At 42.6% G+C, this 16141-nt stretch carries 19 protein-coding genes; 18 read left to right on the top strand and 1 reads right to left on the bottom strand.

Annotation, left to right across the window (positions count from 1 at the left end; translation table 11 throughout):
• Positions 1 to 44: 44 nt before the first annotated feature.
• Positions 45 to 965: a polysaccharide deacetylase family protein gene (locus B3R79_RS04750; RefSeq protein WP_293694045.1), complete on the bottom strand. Its 921-nt coding sequence runs from the start codon at positions 963 to 965 to the stop codon at positions 45 to 47.
• A gap of 197 nt (positions 966 to 1162) precedes the next feature.
• Here B3R79_RS04750 and B3R79_RS04745 point away from each other — a divergent pair, with 197 nt between their 5' ends.
• The 18 genes from B3R79_RS04745 to B3R79_RS04660 form a co-directional block, all read left to right on the top strand.
• Positions 1163 to 2449 carry a homoserine dehydrogenase gene (locus tag B3R79_RS04745; protein ID WP_293694043.1) on the top strand — a complete coding sequence of 429 codons (1287 nt, stop codon included), beginning with the start codon at positions 1163 to 1165 and terminating at the stop codon, positions 2447 to 2449.
• 5 nt (positions 2450 to 2454) lie between these two features.
• The gene (gene thrB / locus B3R79_RS04740) at positions 2455 to 3315 is read left to right on the top strand and encodes a homoserine kinase (RefSeq protein ID WP_293694041.1); all 861 of its coding nucleotides are present in this window, start codon (positions 2455 to 2457) and stop codon (positions 3313 to 3315) included.
• A 212-nt stretch (positions 3316 to 3527) separates the two neighbouring features.
• Positions 3528 to 4211 carry an amino acid ABC transporter permease gene (locus B3R79_RS04735; RefSeq protein WP_293694039.1) on the top strand — a complete coding sequence of 228 codons (684 nt, stop codon included), beginning with the start codon at positions 3528 to 3530 and terminating at the stop codon, positions 4209 to 4211.
• Positions 4171 to 4848: an amino acid ABC transporter permease gene (locus B3R79_RS04730; RefSeq protein ID WP_293694038.1), complete on the top strand. Its 678-nt coding sequence runs from the start codon at positions 4171 to 4173 to the stop codon at positions 4846 to 4848. Before B3R79_RS04735 ends, B3R79_RS04730 begins: the two co-directional genes overlap by 41 nt.
• A 5-nt stretch (positions 4849 to 4853) precedes the next feature.
• Positions 4854 to 5603 (top strand): amino acid ABC transporter ATP-binding protein, encoded by a 750-nt coding sequence (locus B3R79_RS04725; RefSeq protein ID WP_293694037.1) that lies wholly within the window; start codon positions 4854 to 4856, stop codon positions 5601 to 5603.
• Between the two features lie 19 nt (positions 5604 to 5622).
• Positions 5623 to 6504, top strand: a complete 882-nt coding sequence (locus tag B3R79_RS04720; RefSeq protein WP_293694035.1) for a cysteine ABC transporter substrate-binding protein — start codon at positions 5623 to 5625, stop codon at positions 6502 to 6504.
• A gap of 305 nt (positions 6505 to 6809) precedes the next feature.
• Positions 6810 to 7028, top strand: coding sequence for a hypothetical protein (locus B3R79_RS04715; protein WP_240928819.1), 219 nt, complete (start codon positions 6810 to 6812; stop codon positions 7026 to 7028).
• Positions 7029 to 7042: 14 nt separating this feature from the next.
• Positions 7043 to 8296, top strand: coding sequence for a bifunctional folylpolyglutamate synthase/dihydrofolate synthase (locus B3R79_RS04710; protein WP_204984800.1), 1254 nt, complete (start codon positions 7043 to 7045; stop codon positions 8294 to 8296).
• Positions 8297 to 8478: 182 nt separating this feature from the next.
• Positions 8479 to 9042, top strand: coding sequence for a GTP cyclohydrolase I FolE (gene folE / locus B3R79_RS04705; protein ID WP_154454991.1), 564 nt, complete (start codon positions 8479 to 8481; stop codon positions 9040 to 9042).
• Between the two features lie 28 nt (positions 9043 to 9070).
• On the top strand, positions 9071 to 9871 hold the full coding sequence (gene folP / locus B3R79_RS04700; protein WP_293694032.1) for a dihydropteroate synthase: 801 nt from the start codon (positions 9071 to 9073) through the stop codon (positions 9869 to 9871).
• Between the two features lie 48 nt (positions 9872 to 9919).
• A complete protein-coding gene (folB, locus tag B3R79_RS04695; protein ID WP_168260849.1) occupies positions 9920 to 10282 on the top strand; it encodes a dihydroneopterin aldolase in 363 nt (120 codons plus the stop codon).
• Positions 10279 to 10761: a 2-amino-4-hydroxy-6-hydroxymethyldihydropteridine diphosphokinase gene (folK, locus tag B3R79_RS04690; protein WP_168260848.1), complete on the top strand. Its 483-nt coding sequence runs from the start codon at positions 10279 to 10281 to the stop codon at positions 10759 to 10761. The genes folB and folK overlap by 4 nt, the downstream gene beginning before the upstream one ends.
• Before the next feature lie 124 nt (positions 10762 to 10885).
• Positions 10886 to 11818 carry a UDP-N-acetylmuramate dehydrogenase gene (murB, locus tag B3R79_RS04685; protein WP_204984797.1) on the top strand — a complete coding sequence of 311 codons (933 nt, stop codon included), beginning with the start codon at positions 10886 to 10888 and terminating at the stop codon, positions 11816 to 11818.
• Positions 11815 to 12969, top strand: a complete 1155-nt coding sequence (locus B3R79_RS04680; RefSeq protein ID WP_154454995.1) for an ABC transporter ATP-binding protein — start codon at positions 11815 to 11817, stop codon at positions 12967 to 12969. The genes murB and B3R79_RS04680 overlap by 4 nt, the downstream gene beginning before the upstream one ends.
• Positions 12953 to 13747 carry an ABC transporter permease gene (locus tag B3R79_RS04675; protein ID WP_154454996.1) on the top strand — a complete coding sequence of 265 codons (795 nt, stop codon included), beginning with the start codon at positions 12953 to 12955 and terminating at the stop codon, positions 13745 to 13747. Before B3R79_RS04680 ends, B3R79_RS04675 begins: the two co-directional genes overlap by 17 nt.
• Entirely contained in the window at positions 13744 to 14532 is a 789-nt protein-coding gene (locus B3R79_RS04670) for an ABC transporter permease (RefSeq protein WP_293694029.1), read from the top strand. Before B3R79_RS04675 ends, B3R79_RS04670 begins: the two co-directional genes overlap by 4 nt.
• Positions 14525 to 15598 (top strand): ABC transporter substrate-binding protein, encoded by a 1074-nt coding sequence (locus B3R79_RS04665; protein WP_168260845.1) that lies wholly within the window; start codon positions 14525 to 14527, stop codon positions 15596 to 15598. Before B3R79_RS04670 ends, B3R79_RS04665 begins: the two co-directional genes overlap by 8 nt.
• Before the next feature lie 135 nt (positions 15599 to 15733).
• Positions 15734 to 16141, top strand: a 408-nt coding sequence (locus B3R79_RS04660) for a chloride channel protein (RefSeq protein WP_293694028.1), incomplete at its 3' end; no start/stop codon positions are given.

The raw sequence follows: 16141 nt of genomic DNA, 5'->3' as shown, positions 1-16141 counted from the left end.
AGATCATAAGCAGTAAAAGCACCCTTTGGATAGGGTACTTTTAGTTAATTAATGGTTGCCATTATGCTATCTGCAGTAGTTGTTGGTAGAATACGTATGCGGTTGAGTGACAGCAGTCCATTGTCGGCGCTTGCGAGTCCTTCGTTGGTGGTTACCCCAAGTTTGTAATCTAGATTTTCTGCAATTTGTAAGGTTGTGTCAGAATAACGTCCAGCAGGGTAAGCGATAGCAATGGTGTCTTGATTCAAGGAATCGTCTAGATACTGTTTGGAATCCTTCATTTCGGTTGTTTGCGTAGAACTGTCTGTGGCAAATAAATCAGGATGAGTCACTGTGTGGTCTTGGAAAGACATACCGTTGTTCTTCATTTCAAGCATTTCATCAAGAGATAAATTGGTTTGGCTACCAACTGTACTAGTGATCACATTATTGGTTGCCTTGACTTGGTATTTTTGTAAAATAGGGTAGGCATTATCATAAAAATCCCACAAGCTGTCATCAAAAGTTAGCCAGATAATTTTTTGATTGCCATTTGGAAGTACATTTTCAGTTAAAACCTTGTGGACTTCCTCAGGCGTTAGGAAGTAGTAGCCTTCGTTTGACAGGCGTTGAATGTGGCTTTCAAAAGTGGTTGGGTCAACGATGAGGTTGGCGTTAGCACTTTCTTCAGGCGCCATGACGTGGATGGCGTGGTACATGAGAATCGGGAAATGGATGGCCGTGTCTTGCTTGACCCAGTCCACTTCACTGCTTTCTTGGGTAGTGGTCGATGAAGAAGTACTGCTAACAGCAATCATAGTGCTTTCTTGTTTTATGACATCTTGTGCTTGTTTTGTTGCGTGGTTAGGTTTTGCTATAAAAAAGATGGCGACTCCAGCGATAACACAAGCAAATGCTAAGAAAAACCAAATAAGGACAGTTGGTTTCTTCTTTTGGCGCCTGTGGCGATGGCTTCGTTTTTCCATAATGTAATAAAATCTCCTTGTCAAATCATTCGTTTACTTCTATTCTACTATTTTTTTGGCTTAAAATGGAAGCTTTTCTGAAAAATGACGGCTATTTTTAATGAAAGCTATTTTTCTGTAAATTCTGAATAATTTTGTGGTATAATGTAAGAAATGTGTTTATTTTAGAGAGTTTTTCTCAAATGAAGGAGGAGACGATGTCATTAAAAATTGCTTTACTTGGATTTGGTACGGTTGCTAGCGGAGTGCCGTTTTTGCTGGAAGAAAACCATTCAAAAATTGTAGAGGCAGCTCATGACACCATTGAAATCGCTAAAGTTTTGGTGAGAGATGACGAGGAAAAAAATCGTTTAAGAGCAGCAGGTCACGATTATCATTTTGTGACAAATATTGATGATATTTTAAACGATGAAAGCATTGCAATTGTGGTTGAATTGATGGGACGCATTGAGCCAGCTCGTACCTTTATCACAAGAGCCCTTGAGGCAGGCAAGCATGTGGTAACAGCCAATAAAGATTTGGTGGCGACCCATGGGAAAGAGTTGATTCAATTGGCAAAAGACAAGGAAGTTGCCTTTTATTATGAAGCAGCAGTTGCTGGGGGAATTCCAATTTTGCGTACCCTTGCCAATTCATTGACTTCAGATAAAATCACACGTATTTTGGGCGTGCTTAATGGAACATCTAATTTCATGATGACCAAAATGGTGGATGAAGGTTGGACTTATGAGGATGCTCTTAAAACAGCTCAAGAATTAGGATATGCTGAAAGTGACCCAACAAATGACGTGGAAGGGATTGACGCGGCTTACAAAGCTGTCATTTTAAGTCAATTTGGTTTTGGAATGACCATTGATTTTGATGATGTGGCTCATAAAGGCATTACCAACATCACTCCTGACGATGTGGCAGTGGCTCAAGAATTGGGTTATGTGATTAAATTGGTGGGTGATATCCGTGAAGTTGCTTCAGGTTTGTCCGCAGAAGTGTCACCAACCTTCTTGCCAAAAACACACCCATTGGCTAGTGTCAACGATGTTATGAATGCTGTTTTTGTGGAATCTATCGGTATCGGGGAGTCGATGTACTATGGACCTGGTGCGGGTCAAAAACCAACAGCAACCTCTGTTACGGCTGATATTATTCGCATTGCACGTCGTATCAAAGACGGTAATGTTGGCAAAACATTTAATGAATTTGAGCGTGAAACCAAGATGGCTGACCCAGCAGATGTGAAGAGCCATTATTACTTTGCGATTAACACGCCTGATAAGAAGGGGCAATTACTGCGTTTAGCTGAAATTTTCAATGCGGAAGATATCTCATTTGAGCAAGTACTTCAACAAAAAGCGAATGGCACACGTGCACGTGTGGTCATTATCACGCACGCCATGAGCCAAACCCAATTGGCATCTGTTACAGCTAAGTTGGAAGCTATTGACGATTTCCAAGTGCTTAATACATTGAAAGTATTAGGGGAATAAACTATATGAAAATTATTGTACCAGCGACTTCGGCCAATTTGGGCCCAGGTTTTGATTCGGTGGGGATTGCGGTATCCAAGTATTTAACTATTGAGGTTTTAGAGCCTTCTGAGAAATGGGAGGTCTTGCATGACTTGGACGGTGTTCCTAACGATGAGAACAATCTTTTGATTGCGACGGCTTTGAGTGTGTGCTCTGAATTAAGGCCGCACCGTGTGAAAATGGTGTCTGATGTTCCTTTGGCCAGAGGTCTGGGGTCATCGTCATCGGTTATTGTGGCAGGGATTGCCTTGGCTAATGAATTGGGGCAATTGCATTTGTCAAAAGAAGAGATGTTGGCTATTGCTACTAAAGAAGAAGGGCATCCTGATAATGTTGCGCCAGCTATTTTTGGGCAATTGGTGGTGTCATCGTACGTTGATGGCAAGGTTAGCCATGTTGTGGCCAAATTCCCTGAAACGGCTCTGATTGCTTTCATTCCCAATTATGAATTGAAAACCAGCGATAGCCGCCGTGTCTTGCCAAGTGAATTTGCTTATAAAGAGGCCGTAGCCGCTTCTTCCATTGCCAATGTAGCACTTGCGGCACTTTTTACAGGTGATTTGGTGACGGCAGGTAAGGCCATTGAAGCTGACCTTTTCCATGAGCGTTTCCGCCAACAATTGGTGAAGGAATTTGCGCCAATAAAAGCAGCGGCCCATGAACTTGGTGCCTATGCCACTTATTTATCAGGAGCTGGGCCAACTATCATGGTCTTGGCGCCCAAAGATAAAGAAACAGCCATTTTTGAGTGTTTAATAGCTCTTCAGTTGGATGGTGAAGTTGCAGCTTTAAACATTGACCCTCAAGGGCTTGTGATAGAATAATTCCATTATTTTAATCAAAGTGATATTAAAACACACACCTTAACGATTGGACGTCTTGTCTAATGGTTAGGGTGTTTTTTTGTTTTGTCTAAAAAACGCGGCGTATAGCGTATTTTGTCATAAAAAAGACTTATACCCAACCATAAAAAATTTAGAGTACACGATTAGGTCTTATTCTTTTATAATACTTTTATACGATTTGGAGGGGTGCTATGTTAGATTGGTCGTTTATTGTTGCAAATATTCCCCTATACCAAGAAGCTTTGGTGTTAACAGTTCGGCTGGCTTTGTTTGGTATTTTGGGAGCTATTGCGTTGGGCTTTGTCATCAGTCTTATACGCTATTATCACGTTCCGATTTTGAATACGATTTGCAAGGCTTACGTTGAATTGTCACGCAATACGCCTCTTTTGATTCAACTGTATTTTTTGTATTTTGGATTGCCAAAGATTGGTGTGATGCTTGAACCTGAAACCTGTGCTATTGTAGGCTTGATTTTTCTGGGTGGGTCTTACATGGCAGAATCTTTCCGTTCAGGCTTAGAAGCCGTTTCTGCTAGGCAATACGAAGTGGGATTGAGTATCGGATTAACACCTTTACAGAATTTTAGTTATGTCATTTTTCCGCAATCGTTGGCCGTTGCATTCCCCTCACTTGTCGCCAATGTCATTTTCTTAATCAAAGAAACGTCTGTTTTCTCCATTGTTGCTTTAGCTGACTTGATGTATGTCACTAAAGATTTGATTGGCTTGTATTATAAGACAGACGAGGCTTTGTTGATGTTGGTACTGGCTTATTTGGTGGTTTTGTTGCCCTTGTCTTTAGCAGCCAAATGGTTGGAAAGGAGGTTGAACCATGCAGGTTTCGGGATTGCACGTACTTTTTCAGGGGAATAATGTATGGCGTTTGCTTCAAGGTTTGCTGGTCACGATTAACATTGCCTTGATTTCTATTGTAATTTCTCTTGTGCTTGGGTTTTTCTTTGGTTTTCTTTTGATTTCTCGCTTTCGCGTGGTGCGTATTGCTTCTCACATGTATTTGGAATTCATTCGCATCATGCCCCAGTTAGTTCTCTTGTTTTTGGTTTATTTTGGTTTGGCACGCACTTTTAATATCAATTTATCCAGTGAAGTGGCGGCGGTGATTGTCTTTTCCATGTGGGGAACGGCTGAAATGGGCGATTTGGTCAGGGGTGCTCTACTTTCCTTACCCAAACACCAATTTGAGAGTGGTTTGGTTTTGGGGTTGAGCAAGGGACAATTGCTCATTCATGTGATTATCCCGCAAATCTTACGGCGATTATTGCCCCAATCGGTCAATTTGATGATGCGGATGATCAAAACCACTTCCTTGATCGTGCTGATTGGGGCGGTAGAAGTGGTCAAGGTCGGGCAACAGATTATTGAGGCCAATCGTTTAACGGTTCCCAGCACCGCCATTTGGGTTTATGGCTTGATCTTTTTCTTGTATTTCGCGGTCTGTTTCCCGATTTCAAGATTATCTGGTTATTTAGAAAAGCGTTGGAAGGAGTGACTCTAGTGACAGCAATTTTAGACATTCAGGATATAACGAAGGATTATGGCGAGCAAACAGTGCTTGACCACTTGTCTTTTTCCGTTGGGAAAGGGGAAGTTTTGGTGATTTTAGGACCATCTGGGTGTGGCAAATCAACCTTGCTGCGCTGCTTAAATGGTATGGAACCCATTCAATCAGGGCAGGTACGTTTAAACGGCGAAGCTATTTTAGAACACCCCAAACAATTGCCAGCTGTTCGTCAAAAAATTGGCATGGTCTTTCAATCCTACGACTTATTTCCGCATTTGACAGTGCTGAAAAACGTGATTTTGGCACCTGTCCGAGTGCAAAAGCGGCCCCGCAAAGAAGTCGAGGCAGAAGCCCTTGCTTTGCTGGAACGAGTGGGTTTGGCAGGAAAGGAAAATAGCTTGCCACATGAATTATCAGGCGGGCAGCAGCAACGTGTGGCTATTGTTAGAAGTTTGTTATTGCATCCTGAAGTTCTCTTGCTTGACGAGGTGACGGCCTCACTAGACCCTGAAATGGTGCGGGAAGTCTTGGAATTGGTCGGCGAATTGGCGCGTGAGGGATACACCATGATTATCGTGACCCATGAGTTGCAGTTTGCCAAAGCTGTGGCAGATCGTGTCTTGTTTTTGGAAAAGGGAGCGATTGTAGAAGAAGGTGACGCTAAAGCCTTTTTCAACCATCCCAAAACCCAACGTGCCCAAGAATTTTTAAGTGTCTTTGATTTTTCAACAGTCACTGATTGATTATAAAAAGGAGTTTGCTATGAGAAATGTAAAATGTTTATTAGGTGTGATTGGCCTACTGGCTTTGTTTGTTGTTGGTTTGGCAGCTTGCTCAAATTCCGATGCTGATTCAACGGCATCTTCTGCCAGTTCGTCAGGTAATACGGCTAAGGCGAGAACTTTAGACGAGATTAAAAAAAGTGGCACGATTAGAATTGGTGTGTTTTCCGACAAAAAACCGTTTGGTTATGTAGATGACAAGGGCGCTTATCAAGGTTACGATGTTTATTTTGCCAATCGTTTAGCCAAAGATTTGGGTGTGGATGTCGAGTACGTGGCAGTGGACCCAGCCAGTCGTGTGGAATACTTGACGTCTGCCAAAGTGGATGTGATTTTGGCTAATTTCACGGTGACAGATGAACGTGCTAAACAAGTTGATTTTGCCTTGCCTTACATGAAAGTTGCGCTGGGTGTGGTGTCACCTAGTCAAAACCTGATTTCGTCAGTGGATGATTTGAAAGGTAAGACCTTGATTGTCGGCAAAGGGACAACGGCAGAAACCTATTTTGAGGAACATTATCCAGATGTGAAATTGCTCAAATACGACCAATACAGCGAAGCCTATCAAGCGCTTCTTGACGGTCGCGGAGATGCCTTATCAACGGACAATACGGAAGTGCTCGCTTGGGCTTTGGAAAATAAAGGCTACCAAGTCGGTATCACTAGTTTAGGAGATATTGATACCATCGCACCTGCCGTTCAAAAAGGCAACACTGAATTGCTCAACTGGTTAAATGATGAAATCAAATCTTTGGGCAATGAACAATTCTTCCACAAAGATTATCAAAAAACCTTGGAACCCGTCTATGGCCAAACCACCAATCTAGACGATTTAGTAGTTGAAGGTGGTGTCGTTAACTAAAAGAATGCAAAAAAGCCAGTAGCACTGGCTTTTTTTGGCTCTCAGTATGTTATAATGGCTACATCTATTATAAGGCAACACAAAAAGCGCAATCCTTTTAAATTTCCCAAGACAAGAAGCAAGCGCTAAATCAAAATAGGTAGCAAAGAAAGTCAAACGGCTTTCCCACTGCTCCTATCATATCATAAGGAGACGATCGATAAAAATACTTGTTGTTATTTTTGTAATTATAATGATAGTCACTATTGCAGCAACGATTGTTGTTGAATGGTTCGCAAGGAAAATTAATAGAAAGGCGGATGAAATTGGAAAAGAATAAAAGAAAAGCTTACGCAACGAAAGAGGGGCAAGCAGAGGCGATTAAGCGTTGGCTTGAAAAGAGCCCCGAGAATAGAGTACACCGCAATTATTTAAATCGCCGCTCTAACGCTCGTGGTTTTATCAGAACTATGGCGACTGCGGAAGATTTGGAAGAGTTAAAACAACTCATTTCAGAGCGCGAAAAAGACCTGAAAAACATTTAACTGGGGGATGGGAAATGGATTATCAAGAAGCGTTGGCGTGGATTCATGGGAAATTGAGATTTGGCATTAAGCCTGGTTTGGAGCGTATGGCTTGGATGTTGCAAGAGCTGGGCAATCCGCAAGAAAAAGTAGCTGCCGTGCATGTGGTGGGAACTAACGGCAAAGGCTCTGTAACAAGTTATTTGCAGCATATCTTTTCGTTAGCGAGCTATGAGGTGGGAACATTCACCTCGCCTTATATCCTTGATTTTAGGGAACGGATTAGCCTAAATGGACAGATGATATCGCAGCCAGATTTTCTTGAGTTGGTTGAGCGGGTGCGTCCTGTGGTCGAGCGTTTGCCCTTGGAAACGGATTTGGAGCCTGCCACAGAATTTGAAGTCATTACTGTTTTAATGTTTGAATATTTTGGGCATATACACCCTGTTGACATTGCCATTATTGAAGCAGGGATGGGTGGACTTTACGATTCGACCAATGTTTTTAAGGCCTTGGCTGTGGTCTGCCCATCGATTGGTTTGGACCATCAAGCCATTTTAGGGCAGACTTACGCGGCTATTGCGGAGCAAAAAGTTGGTGTCTTGAAAGAAAAAGTGCCTTTTGTTTTTGCAACAGAGCGTGAGGATGTTCGTAAGGTTTTCATGGAAAAAGCGGCAGCTTGTCACAGTCACACCTATGAATGCCAAAAGGACTTTATTATCAACGTTCACGATAAGGCTTTTGATTACCGTGGGTTAGCGGCTATCGACAAAATCCACCTCGCTATGCCAGGTTATCATCAAATGAGCAATGCTAGCCTTGCGATTACCACCGCGCTTTTACTGCAAGAGCAATACCCAAATGTGACTAATCCTATTATCAAAAAAGGCTTGGAAACCACTCACTGGGTCGGACGTACCGAGTTACTCTTTCCAAATGTCATGATTGACGGCGCCCATAATAATGAAAGCGTAGCGGCTCTGGTTAAGGTCATGGAAGCCTATAAAGACAAGACGATTCATATTTTATTTGCTGCTATTGACACCAAACCAGTGGATTCGATGCTGGAGCTGCTGAGCCAAGTGGCAACTGTTGAGGTAACGACTTTTGAGTACCCTAATGCCTTGGCCTTGGAGCGTTACCCTGAGCAGTACCGCAAAGTGGCGCACTGGCAAGATTGGCTTGCCCAAATCAATCTCGATAGTCAAGAGGATTTTTACCTCATAACAGGGTCACTCTACTTCATCTCACAGGTCCGCCCAGTGCTTTTGTCAAAAGAGGTCAATTAGGTTATAGATAAATCATCAAAAACACCTGCTTTTGGATAAATAGTCTGAAAATTAGCACACCCTTCTGGAGGGTGTTTTTTGTAAGATTTATCCGAAAATTTTCGGAAAAGTTAGGAAATGATAAAAATAAACTGTTGTATTTTGTGATATAATAGTAGGAAATAAAAAAGATTGGAATAAGTATGTCAAAGCAAGAAAAACTTGAATCAGCCGTTTATCAATTGTTGGAGGCCTTGGGTGAAAATCCAGAGCGTGAGGGGTTGTTGGATACACCAAAGCGTGTTGCGAAAATGTACCAAGAAATGTTCTCAGGTTTGCATGAGGACCCGAAAGACCAGTTTACCGCCGTTTTTTCAGAAAATCACGACGAGATTGTCTTGGTCAAAGATATTCCTTTTTATTCCATGTGTGAACACCATTTGGTGCCTTTTTATGGAAAAGCTCACGTGGCTTATCTACCGAGTGACGGCCGAGTGACTGGTTTAAGCAAGTTGGCGCGTGCGGTCGAGGTTGCCAGCAAACGCCCACAATTGCAAGAACGTTTGACAGACCAAGTGGCTACGGCGCTGGAAGAAGCCTTGCAGCCAAAAGGGGTATTTGTCATGGTAGAAGCAGAGCATATGTGCATGACCATGCGCGGCATTAAAAAACCAGGCAGCAAAACAGTCACAACCGTTGCTAAAGGGATTTTCAAAGACAATCGAGATGAGCGAAATGAAATCTTGTCTTTGATTTTGGGCAAATAGTAGCAAGTGATCACACAAGGGAGATAAGATGAAAATTGGTACACACGAGCTCGATGCAAAAGCTTGCATTATGGGAGTGCTCAATGTTACTCCAGATTCGTTTTCAGATGGCGGATCTTATATCACGGTTGAAAAGGCGCTCAAGCAAGCGGAGCAAATGATTGCAGCAGGGGCGCAAGTGATTGATGTCGGCGGCGAATCCACTCGTCCAGGAGCTAGTTTTGTAGACGCTGAGGAAGAAATCCATCGCGTGGTCCCTGTTATCAAAACCCTCAAGGAACGTTTTGACGTTTTGGTAAGCATCGATACCTATAAAACCCAGACGGCGCGTGCGGCTCTAGAAGCTGGTGCTGATATTTTAAATGACGTTTGGGCTGGGCTTTACGATGGAGATATGCTGGCTTTGGCAGCTGAAAAAAAGGTGCCCATTATGCTGATGCACAATCAAAAAGAGGAAAGCTATCAAGACATTACCCAAGACGTTTGTGATTTTTTGAGTCAGCGTGCTCAAGCTGCTCTGGAAGCTGGCGTTCCTGCGGAGTGTATTTGGTTGGATCCAGGTTTTGGTTTTGCTAAAAATGAGCAGCAAAATGTCGAACTATTAAAGGGCTTGGACAAGGTTTGCCAGCTGGGCTTTCCTGTTCTTTTTGGTATTTCACGAAAACGCACGGTAGATTATTTGCTGGGCGGAGGGACTTTGGCCAGTGAGCGTGATATGGGAACGGCTGCGCTATCAGCGTGGGCAATTGCCAAGGGTTGTCAAATGGTTCGTGTTCACAATGTTGACCTTAATCGTGATTTGGTTCGAGTGATTAGCCAGTTAGTGTGAAGGGAGTGACAGACAAGGAAAGCAGACAAGTGGCTTTCTTGTGGTGATATGGATAAGATTTATTTAAACGGCTGCCGTTTTTACGGTTATCATGGTGCCTTGGCTGAAGAACAGGTTTTGGGTCAGATTTTTCGTGTGAATTGTACCTTGTCAGTTGATTTGCAACAAGCATCGCAATCGGATGCTTTAGAAGACACGGTGCATTATGGTTTGGTCTTTGACGCTATCAAAAAACAAGTGGAAGAAAAGCGTTATGCCTTGCTAGAGCGTTTGGCGGGAGCTATTTGCCAAGACATTTTTGACCAATTTCCCTTGGTTCAAGCCATTTCCATTGAGATTTTCAAAGATAATCCCCCTATCAATGGGCATTATGATGCCGTGGGCATTGCTTTAGAGAGGAAACGTGTATGACCCGTGTGTATTTGAGTTTGGGCAGTAATATTGGTGATAGAGAAGCCTATTTATCTGCCGCGGTGGAGGCTCTGAGACAATTAGAGCAAACAAGGGTGACGGCTGTGTCTTCACTCTACGAAACAGCCGCTTGGGGGAAGACAGATCAAGACGATTTTTTGAATATCTGTTGCGAACTAGACACGTCTTTATCGCCTCAAGTCTTCTTGCAGGCTTGTCAGACCATTGAAAGGGACCTTGACCGTGTGCGGCATGAGCATTGGGGGCCTCGGACCATTGACATCGATATTCTTATCTATGGCAATGAAAAGCAAAAAACGGAAGAATTGACCCTTCCGCATCCTTATATGACTGAGCGTGCCTTTGTTTTAGTACCCTTGGCTGAGATTGCGCCAAACCTTTTGCTTGATGGTAAAGATCTGGTTTTTTATCTAGGAAAGTTAGAGGCGCAAGAAGTTCGAAAAGTTCCTTGGAAATGATCGTCAAACAGCCGTTTTTGTGCTATAATGAAAATCGGCTTTATGCCGTTTTTTAGTCATGCAAATAAGAATCAGATAACTCAAACAGCCTTATTTGTTATTAAAGAGTTAGAATTGGAAAAACATGTTAGATTTTTTAGAAAATGAATTAGAAGGCATTGATATTCGTGTCAATGAACCTTTGAAAAAATACACTTATACCAAGGTGGGTGGTCCAGCAGATTACCTTGCCTTTCCGCGCAACCGCTATGAATTGTCACGCATTGTCGCTTATGCCAATGCGCATGACATTCCTTGGATGGTCCTTGGAAATGCCAGCAATATCATTGTCAGAGATGGCGGTATCCGTGGTTTTGTGATTATGTTTGACAAGCTAAATACCGTGACGGTCAATGGTTATGTTATCGAAGCCGAAGCAGGTGCCAACCTAATTGAAACGACTCATATCGCTAAATTCCACAGTTTGACAGGTTTTGAATTTGCTTGCGGTATTCCAGGTAGCGTTGGTGGTGCGGTTTTCATGAATGCAGGTGCTTACGGCGGAGAGATTTCGCATATCTTGGTTTCAGCCAAAGTTCTCAATAAAGATGGTTCGATTGAAACTATCGCTGCGCGTGATATGGCATTTGGTTACCGTCATTCTGCGGTGCAAGATAGCGGAGCGGTGGTGATTTCAGCAAAATTCGCTCTCAAACCAGGGGATTTCCACTTGATTGAACAAGAAATGCAACGTTTGACCCATTTGCGTGAATTAAAGCAACCGTTGGAATACCCGTCATGCGGTTCGGTTTTCAAACGTCCCGTCGGTCATTTTGCAGGGCAATTGATTAGCGAAGCTGGTCTAAAAGGACATCGTATCGGTGGCGTTGAAGTCAGCAAAAAGCACGCTGGCTTTATGGTCAATGTTGCTGACGGTACTGCTCAGGATTACGAGGACCTCATTGCCTATGTGATTGACAAAGTGGAGCAGACATCTGGTGTTCGCTTGGAACGTGAAGTTCGTATTATTGGTGAAAAAAACAGTAAAGAAGCCCTCAGGAGGATTTATGAGAATTGACTAATCCAATTATTGAATTTAAAAATGTATCAAAAGTATTTGAAGACAATGGCACTGTCGTTTTAAAAGATATTAACTTTACGCTAGAAGAAGGGAAATTCTACACCCTTCTTGGTGCTTCAGGTTCTGGTAAATCAACGATTTTAAATATTATCGCTGGTTTGCTGGATGTCACGACAGGGGATGTTTACCTAGACGGGCAGCGCATCAACGATGTCCCAATCAATAAGCGTGATGTGCACACCGTTTTCCAAAATTATGCCCTTTTTCCACACATGACTGTTTTTGAAAACGTCGCTTTTCCGCTGAAACTCAAAAAAGTGGACAAAAAAGAGATTGAGCGCCGTGTAGAAGAAGCTCTTAAAATGGTGCGTTTGGATGGATTTGGCAAACGTCAAATTCAAAAACTCTCAGGTGGGCAACGCCAACGTGTCGCGATTGCACGCGCTATTATCAACGAACCACGCGTGGTCTTACTTGATGAACCCCTGTCTGCCCTTGATTTGAAATTGCGAACGGAAATGCAATACGAACTGCGTGAATTGCAGCAACGATTGGGTATCACGTTTGTCTTTGTGACACACGACCAAGAAGAAGCGCTTGCCATGTCAGATTGGATTTTTGTCATGAATGAGGGGGAAATTGTTCAATCAGGAACGCCAGTTGATATTTACGATGAGCCCATCAACCACTTCGTTGCGACCTTTATCGGTGAGTCTAATATTTTGCCAGCTACCATGATTGAAGATTACTTGGTAGAATTCAACGGCAAACGCTTTGAAGCTGTTGACGGTGGTATGCGTCCTAACGAGCCTGTTGAGGTGGTCATTCGTCCTGAAGATTTGCAAATTACCATGCCTGAAGAAGGTAAATTGCAAGTGAAAGTGGATACGCAACTCTTTCGTGGGGTGCATTATGAAATCATCGCTCATGACGATTTAGGCAATGAATGGATGATTCATTCAACCCGCAAAGCGATTGAAGGAGAGGTCATCGGACTGGATTTCACACCAGAGGACATCCACATCATGCGTCTGAATGAAACTGAGGAAGAATTTGACGCACGTATCGAAGAGTACGCTGAAGTGGAAGAGCATGAAGACGGTTTGATTCATGCCATCGAGGAGGAACGCAATGAAGAAAAACACTAGTTTCTTCTCGGTGACCTACTTACTTTGGCTGGGGCTTTTTGTCATTGCACCTGTGGTTATGATTCTTTGGCAATCTTTTTTTGACATCCAAGGTCATTTCACTCTAGCCAATTATGAAACTTTTTTTAGCTCATGGACTTACCTGCGCATGAGTTTTAATTCCATTTTGTATGCTGCCATCATCACTTTGGTGACTTTGGTGATTTCTTACCCAACGGCCTATTTTTTAACCCGTTTGAAACATAAGCACCTCTTTTTGATGCTGGTTGTCTTACCGACATGGATTAATTTGTTGCTGAAAGCCTATACGTTCATGGGGATTTTTGGGCAACAAGGTGGGGTCAATAACTTTTTAACCTTTATTGGTATTGGTCCTAAACAGATTTTGTTTACCGATTTTTCATTTATTTTCGTCGCTTCTTACATCGAAATTCCCTTTATGATTTTGCCTATTTTCAATGCTCTTGACGACATTGACCAAAACCTTATTCATGCTAGCCGTGACTTAGGGGCAAATGAATGGCAGACCTTTTTAAAAGTCACGCTGCCTTTATCCTTAAATGGGGTGCGAAGTGGGGTGCAATCAGTCTTTATCCCGAGTCTTAGCTTGTTCATGCTGACACGCTTGATTGGGGGAAATCGAGTGATTACACTAGGAACTGCGATTGAACAACACTTTTTGACCACTCAAAACTGGGGCATGGGTTCAACCATTGGGGTAATTTTAATTATCGCCATGATTGCGACCATGTGGGTGACTAAGGAGAGAAGAAAATGAAAAAATTTGCAAATCTTTATCTGACTTTAGTCTTTATTATCTTATACATTCCGATTGCCTACCTCATTTTTTATTCCTTTAATGAAGGTGGGGACATGAATGGGTTTACGGGCTTTACCTTGGAGCATTACCGCACCATGTTTGCAGATAGCCGCTTGATGTTAATTCTCGTGCAAACCTTTTTCTTAGCCTTTCTCAGTTCTATTTTGGCGACAGCAATTGGAACATTTGGTGCGATTTTTATTTACCAAGCCCGCCGCAAACACCAGCAAGCCTTGTTATCAATGAATAACATTTTGATGGTGGCACCAGACGTCATGATTGGGGCAAGTTTTTTGATTCTCTTTACCCGTCTGGCTAGTCTTTTGCATTTCAATCTTGGCTTTATGACGGTTTTACTGAGCCATATCGCCTTTTCTATTCCCATCGTGGTGCTGATGGTTTTGCCACGCTTGCAGGAAATGAATGCAGACATGATTAATGCCGCTTATGATTTGGGGGCAACGCCTTGGCAAATGTTGCGAGAAGTCATGTTGCCTTATTTGACACCTGCGATTATTTCAGGTTTCTTCATGGCGTTTACGTATTCCCTTGATGATTTTGCGGTGACGTTCTTTGTGACAGGAAATGGTTTTTCAACCCTTTCTGTTGAGATTTATTCACGGGCTCGCCGTGGGATTTCCCTGGAAATCAATGCCCTATCAACCGTCGTCTTTCTCTTTAGTATCTTGCTTGTTATAGGGTATTACTTTATTTCTCAAGATAAGGAGGAAAAAGATGCGTAGATTATACTCGTTTATCGTGGGAGTGCTCGTGATTACGGGTGTTTTGTTTGGGGCTTCGATTTACATGAAAAGAAGTACTAGCTCAACCAGTCAATCAGACAAGCTGGTTATCTATAACTGGGGGGATTACATTGACCCTGAGTTGATTACCAAATTCACCAAAGAAACAGGTATCGAAATCCAATACGAAACCTTTGATTCCAATGAATCCATGTACACAAAAATCAAGCAGGGCGGAACAACTTATGACATTGCCGTGCCTTCTGATTACATGATTGACAAATTGAAAAAAGAAAACCTGCTCAACAAGCTGGACAAATCAAAGATTGTTGGCTTGGATAATATCGGCAAGGAATTTCTCAATCTTGGTTTTGACAAAAATAACGATTATTCCATTCCCTATTTTTGGGGAACGCTAGGGATTGTTTACAATGATACCATGGTAGATAATCCGCCTGAACATTGGACAGACCTTTGGAATCCTGAATATGCTAACGATATTATGCTGGTTGATGGAGCGCGCGAGGTGATGGGAATTGGACTTGGTGCTTTGGGTTATAGCTTGAACACCAAATCATTGCCTGAATTGGAGGCAGCTTCGCAAAAATTAGCTGCGCTGACACCCAATGTCAAGGCGATTGTGGGAGATGAGATGAAGGGCTACATGATTAATGGCGATGCCGCCATTGGGGTGACTTTCTCAGGGGAAGCCAGTGAAATGCTTGATTCGAATGAACACCTGCATTATGTCTTGCCAAGCGAAGGCTCGAACTTATGGTTTGATAACCTTGTCATTCCAAAGACAGCCAAGCACATTGACGAAGCTTATGCCTTTATCAACTTCATGTTAAGACCTGAAAATGCTGCTCAAAATGCGGAGTACATTGGTTATTCGACGCCTAATAATGCCGCGAAGGCTCTTTTGCCTGACAGTGTGAAAAATGATAAGGCTTTCTATCCATCAGAAGACACCATTTCACACTTGCAAGTTTATGACAACCTCGGTCAAAAATGGCTAGGCATTTACAACGACTTGTACTTACAATTTAAAATGTACCGCAAGTAAACAGACAGATTGAAGGGATTTCCCTTCAATTTTTTTGATTCCCTCGAAATACCGCAGAAGTTTTATGGTATAATAGCAGCGTATGAAATCTATTGGAAAAGTATGAAAACACTGTTTCATGAAAAGGAGTTTAGTATGGATCGTTATCATAAGGAGTATCAATTTTCGCTATCGTCCATTCTTAGTTTTGTATGGCGGGGCTTATTGGTTGGCTGTGTGGCAGGGACTATTGCCAGTGTTTTTCGCCTTTTAATTGAGCTCAGTTTGAAAAAAGTGGTACACCTTTACGAATTGTCCCACCAGCAGCCTAGTTTGTTGCTGATCTTATTTGGATTAAGTCTGGTTGTTGTAACTATTATTGGCTTTTTCATCCAATCTGACCCCAATATTAAAGGTTCAGGGGTTCAACACGTTGAAGCTGAATTGAAAGGTTTGTTGCACCCTAACTGGTGGTCTGTTCTTTGGAAAAAATTCTTTGGAGGTGTACTAGCCATTTCAATGGGATTTTTGCTTGGGCGTGAAGGACCTAGTATTCAGCTTGGT

Source organism: Streptococcus sp. UBA3373 (assembly GCF_002360305.1).
GTDB lineage: Bacteria > Bacillota > Bacilli > Lactobacillales > Streptococcaceae > Streptococcus > Streptococcus alactolyticus.
The sequence above is the reverse complement of the archived record's forward strand: the minus strand, read 5'-3'. Positions and strand labels throughout refer to the sequence as shown.

What these genes read in the sequence shown, in the direction of transcription:
- B3R79_RS04750 (WP_293694045.1), bottom strand. Translation starts at nt 965, where the DNA reads ATGGAAAAACGAAGCCATCGCCACAGGCGCCAAAAGAAGAAACCAACT.
- B3R79_RS04745 (WP_293694043.1), top strand. Translation starts at nt 1,163, where the DNA reads ATGTCATTAAAAATTGCTTTACTTGGATTTGGTACGGTTGCTAGCGGA.
- thrB (WP_293694041.1), top strand. Translation starts at nt 2,455, where the DNA reads ATGAAAATTATTGTACCAGCGACTTCGGCCAATTTGGGCCCAGGTTTT.
- B3R79_RS04735 (WP_293694039.1), top strand. Translation starts at nt 3,528, where the DNA reads ATGTTAGATTGGTCGTTTATTGTTGCAAATATTCCCCTATACCAAGAA.
- B3R79_RS04730 (WP_293694038.1), top strand. Translation starts at nt 4,171, where the DNA reads ATGCAGGTTTCGGGATTGCACGTACTTTTTCAGGGGAATAATGTATGG.
- B3R79_RS04720 (WP_293694035.1), top strand. Translation starts at nt 5,623, where the DNA reads ATGAGAAATGTAAAATGTTTATTAGGTGTGATTGGCCTACTGGCTTTG.
- B3R79_RS04710 (WP_204984800.1), top strand. Translation starts at nt 7,043, where the DNA reads ATGGATTATCAAGAAGCGTTGGCGTGGATTCATGGGAAATTGAGATTT.
- folE (WP_154454991.1), top strand. Translation starts at nt 8,479, where the DNA reads ATGTCAAAGCAAGAAAAACTTGAATCAGCCGTTTATCAATTGTTGGAG.
- folP (WP_293694032.1), top strand. Translation starts at nt 9,071, where the DNA reads ATGAAAATTGGTACACACGAGCTCGATGCAAAAGCTTGCATTATGGGA.
- folB (WP_168260849.1), top strand. Translation starts at nt 9,920, where the DNA reads ATGGATAAGATTTATTTAAACGGCTGCCGTTTTTACGGTTATCATGGT.
- folK (WP_168260848.1), top strand. Translation starts at nt 10,279, where the DNA reads ATGACCCGTGTGTATTTGAGTTTGGGCAGTAATATTGGTGATAGAGAA.
- murB (WP_204984797.1), top strand. Translation starts at nt 10,886, where the DNA reads ATGTTAGATTTTTTAGAAAATGAATTAGAAGGCATTGATATTCGTGTC.
- B3R79_RS04675 (WP_154454996.1), top strand. Translation starts at nt 12,953, where the DNA reads ATGAAGAAAAACACTAGTTTCTTCTCGGTGACCTACTTACTTTGGCTG.
- B3R79_RS04670 (WP_293694029.1), top strand. Translation starts at nt 13,744, where the DNA reads ATGAAAAAATTTGCAAATCTTTATCTGACTTTAGTCTTTATTATCTTA.
- B3R79_RS04665 (WP_168260845.1), top strand. Translation starts at nt 14,525, where the DNA reads ATGCGTAGATTATACTCGTTTATCGTGGGAGTGCTCGTGATTACGGGT.